The 3,996-nt window shown below is 68.9% G+C and carries 3 protein-coding genes and 1 pseudogene; 1 reads left to right on the forward strand and 3 read right to left on the reverse strand.

From position 1 onward, the window contains the following. Positions 1-429, reverse strand: a pseudogene (locus FVW20_RS09040) (hypothetical protein); the annotation flags it as partial. A 171-nt stretch (positions 430-600) separates the two neighbouring features. Beyond that, positions 601-1,746, reverse strand: a complete 1,146-nt coding sequence (locus tag FVW20_RS09045; RefSeq protein ID WP_231038991.1) for a hypothetical protein — start codon at positions 1,744-1,746, stop codon at positions 601-603. 507 nt (positions 1,747-2,253) lie between these two features. On the opposite strand from FVW20_RS09045, the gene FVW20_RS09050 reads away from it, so the two are divergent. Then, complete coding sequence (locus FVW20_RS09050; protein ID WP_231038992.1) at positions 2,254-3,342, forward strand: esterase/lipase family protein; 1,089 nt, start codon at positions 2,254-2,256, stop codon at positions 3,340-3,342. On the opposite strand, the gene FVW20_RS09055 is transcribed toward FVW20_RS09050, so the two are convergent. Further along, positions 3,327-3,996 (reverse strand): glycosyltransferase (locus FVW20_RS09055; protein WP_196609157.1); only part of this gene is annotated, 670 nt, incomplete at its 5' end. The two genes, FVW20_RS09050 and FVW20_RS09055, sit on opposite strands and share 16 nt — an antisense overlap.

Consider the following 3,996-nt stretch of genomic DNA (forward strand, 5'->3'; position numbering starts at 1 on the left):
CCCGGCGAACACCGCAGGCAGCACGGCTGCCAGCAGACGCGGGGCCGATGCCCACACCGCGTCCACGCAGACCAGCGCCCACGCGCAGGGAGAGACCTGCTCCAGGCTGGTGAAGCCCTGCCGCCAGCGCATGGCCGTGCGTTCCTCGCGCAGGTCGCCCGCACCAGCCCCCCCTGCGGCCCCGTACAGCACATGCAGGCGGGCGATGCAGGTCTTCAGCCGGGCGCGGTCCACGTCGCCGGTGGCCTCGTAGGCGGCGGCAAAGGCGGCATCGTCAACAGGGATGATGCCAGGCATGGAGGCCAGCATATGGGCAATATCAGGCCCGGCCACGTCCGGCTCGAAATCGTCAGGCTCGAAATTGTCCGGGCTGGCAGAATCCCCGGGGCGCGCCAAGGGGGAGGAGGAAAAATCGCTGGCTGAAGACATGCGGTTCCTGCTGTTGCGGTACGAAAACGGTGCGCACGGGATGGACGCCATGGCCGCTCCGCACGTTGGGCACACTATAGCCGCTCGCCGGAAACGAGGCAACGCGCGACGTTGCGCCGCGCGTTGCCGTTGCCGCAGATGGAGGGGATGGCGTGGAGAAAACGGGCCGGGCTACGAACCCAGAGCGGGCTTGCCCAGCCGTTCCTTCATGTAGTGCTTGAGCAATGCGCTGACCAGTTCCTCGCGACTCAGGTGGGAGGCGTAGGCACCGTCCTTGATGATCTTCCAGAAGTCGTCGCGAGAGAGAATGGAATCGTCCTTGGCCACCACGGCCAGTCGCACGCTGTAGTCGGCCAGCGCCGTGCGCAGGGCGTCCTCGTTCATGCCGTCGAATTCGCCGGTGCGCGCGGCAATGGTTTCGGCGGGGGGCAGCCGGTCCGATTCCAGCACCTGCCGGAAGCCGGCCAGAAAACGCTCCGCCCCGGAACGGATGTGCTTGCGCTGCACCACGTTCAGGTTGGCCCACCCGGCCTTCACCCACTTGAACAGGGCGTAGCCGGTGGCCTTGGCGCCGGGCTGTTCCTCGAAGAACACGGTGATGGTGGCGGAATCGTACATGTAGGTGTCCATCCAGCTGATGCCGCGCGTGGTGGCGCCGGGCACGCCGGAGTAGACGTATTCCCAGTCGGTGTCCTTGCCCACGATGGCGCCCTTGCGGCCCACTGTGGAAGGTTCGGCCTGGCGCGAGACGGAAACCAGCACCGCCCGCCCCTCGTGCCGGGTGAGAATCAACAGGCGGTTCAGGGTGTAGGCGTAGTAGCACCCGCTGAAGGTATCGGGGGTGATTTCCTCGCGCTCGGCGCCGTGCAGCACCAGCGGCGCATCGGCCAGCCCCTGGTCGGCGGCGCGCTCCCACAGGCGCAGGCCGTTCTTCATGATGTCGCTGCCCGGCTGCCAGCGGCTGCTGCGGATGGATGCGGGAAACACCGCCTCTTGCGGAATGGCCGGGTCGTAGCAGTAGCGCAGCAGCTTTTCCAGCGGGGCGTTGATCTGGTTGCGGTAGAAGATGCCGAAACCGGAGTCGCGCTTGGCGGGCAGGGCCTTTTCGGTGGCGGCGGCGGGCTGCATGGCAAAATCGAGCAGCGTGTTCAGCGCGGCAAGGTCCAGGCCCTTGCCGGGTGCTGCGCCGCGGTCGTTCACGGCGCCCAGCAGCATGGTGACGGAGCCCTCCACCGGTTCGGGCAGGTTGCCCTTTTCGCTGGCCTTGTCTGCGCTGTCGTCGGAGGCCAGGACCGCCGGGGGAAGCGCCAGGGCCAAGGCAAGAGCAAGGCCAAGGACACAGGAGGCGGGCAGTGCAAGCGCGGCATGGGCACGGGTACGGACTGCGGCGCAAAGGGCCGCGATGCGGCTATGCGAAGAAAAACACATCGGCATGGGGCGAAAAGACCTCGTGACGGATGGCGTGTCGGGAGGGGTGGGCGGCGCAGGCGGACGGGGCCGGAGAAAGCGCCGCGGAAACGCGGTATGAATCGCCTGTGGCGCGCCGTATGGCCTCGCGCCGCAGGAGTACGGCAGTCAGGCCAAATGTTCCGGAAAACCAGGCCGGACGTACCGGTGGACATGATGACCGTACGCAGAACGCCCGACCGGCCCCGTGCCTGTCCGATGTGGCACGGCAAGGGGGCGTGACGGGCGGTGCCGGGCAATGACCGGTCATGCTTGTCCACTGAACAGTAATTGTCTACTCTGGCCGCGTCAAGACAACCGGCGCGGCGGCGGGCGCATGCCCTCCCCGCGCCGCATTCCTCCCGACGAGGCCCGTGCATGTCCCTGCTGCTGGTGCCGCTGTGCATCTCCCTGATCATCGCCCTGCTCATCGCCATCAACAGCTACCTGCTGTTCTTCCGCGCCGCCCGTCGCGACGCCGCCCCCACGCCCCCTGCCGCTCTGGTGGCGCGGGGCGTGGCCTACAGCGTTGCCGGGGTGGCACTGGCGATGGTTCTCTATCCGTTCGGCCCGTGGTTCCGGCGGCGCTGCCGCCCCTGCCCCTTTCCGCGTCGGGCCGCGCCACAGGTCGGCAACCACGACGGCTCACCATGCGCCGGACGCGCGCCTGTTGCCGCTCCTTGTCCCAAGCTGCCGCCAGTGCTGCTCATCCACGGTCTGTACCACAACGTCACGGCGTGGACCCTGTACCGGCGCTGGCTGATGCAGGCCGGTTTCACGCGGGTGTACTGCCACGGCTATTCCAGCTGGCATACCGAGTTCGGGCTGCTGGTGGACGAACTGGACGAAACGGTGCGCGACCTGCTGGCCGCATACCCTGACGAACGCCCCCTGCTCATGGGGCACAGCCTGGGGGGGTTGCTGATCCGGGGCTGGCTGGCCGACTCGGCCAACCAGCAACTGGTGGCCGGGGCCGTAACCCTGGGCACGCCGCACCAGGGCAGCACGCTGGCGCGGCTGGGCGCGGGGCGGCTGGCTCGCAGCCTGGCCTTCCGGGGGGCGCTGATCCGCGAACTGGAGGCCACCGAGGCCCCGTCCGACGTACCCTGCGTGGCCCTGTATTCGCCCATCGACAACATGGTGGTGCCGCAGGAAGGGCTGCATGTGACCACGCCCGGCTGGACCCTGCGCGCCTCGCCCGCCGTGAGCCATATCTGGATGCTTTGGGACCGGAATACGGCGCGGCTGGCCATCGAATCGTTGCGCGAACTGGCGGCGCGCAACGCCGCACGGGAACGGGACTGCGCCGCCGAAGACAGACGGGAGCACGGCAGCGAGGCATGCCCCAACCGTGCAGCCCATACGCCGGAAGCCGCAGGCCATTCCGAAAAAGTGCAGCAAGCACGGAATGGCGACGGCACGGAATGCGCGGCCGACCGGAAGGCCTCCGGCTACAGCCGGGCGTAAACCTTCAGGTAGTCTTCCACCATCCGGTCCACGGTAAACCGTGTCCGCCAGGCATCCTGTCCGGCCCGGCCCAAGGTGCGGGCCAGGCGGGGGCGCTCCAGCAGGCCCGCCACCGAGGCGGCCAGGCCGCCCCAGTCGCCTTCGTCGGCCAGGGCACCGGTAACGCCGTCCTCCACCTGTTCGGGCAACCCGCCCACGCGGAAGGAGCACACCGGCACGCCTGCAGCCATGGCCTCCAGCACCACCAGGGCATGGTTGTCGGCCAGAGTGGGGTACACGAACACGTCCGACGCGGCCAGCACGGTATCCAGCATGGCGCGGTCCACGTAGGGCCAACGCAGCAGATCGCCGTCGCGCTCCGCGGCGTCGCCGCCAACCATGAGCCCCACGGCGGCGGGCACGGCACGCTTCACCTCGTTCCACAGGGCCATCCAGCGGTGCCCGCCCTTGAGCATGGCCTGCCTGCCCCCGTGCGCCACGAAAATGGCCACCCGCGCATCGGGCGCAATGCCCAGCGCGGCACGGGCCTCTGCCTGCGGGGGACCGCCAGCCGGTTCCACGCCGTTGGGCACCACGCTGCACGGCAAGTCGGGAAAGCGCGCCCGCACCATGCGGGCCAGCCACCCTGAAGGGCTGACCAGCAAAGGCGCGGCG

Source organism: Nitratidesulfovibrio oxamicus (assembly GCF_015731765.1).
Lineage (GTDB): Bacteria > Desulfobacterota > Desulfovibrionia > Desulfovibrionales > Desulfovibrionaceae > Cupidesulfovibrio > Cupidesulfovibrio oxamicus.

Bases quoted from the DNA above. Each gene is read 5' to 3' on its own strand.
- FVW20_RS09050 (WP_231038992.1), top strand. From the start codon at position 2,254: ATGTCCCTGCTGCTGGTGCCGCTGTGCATCTCCCTGATCATCGCCCTG.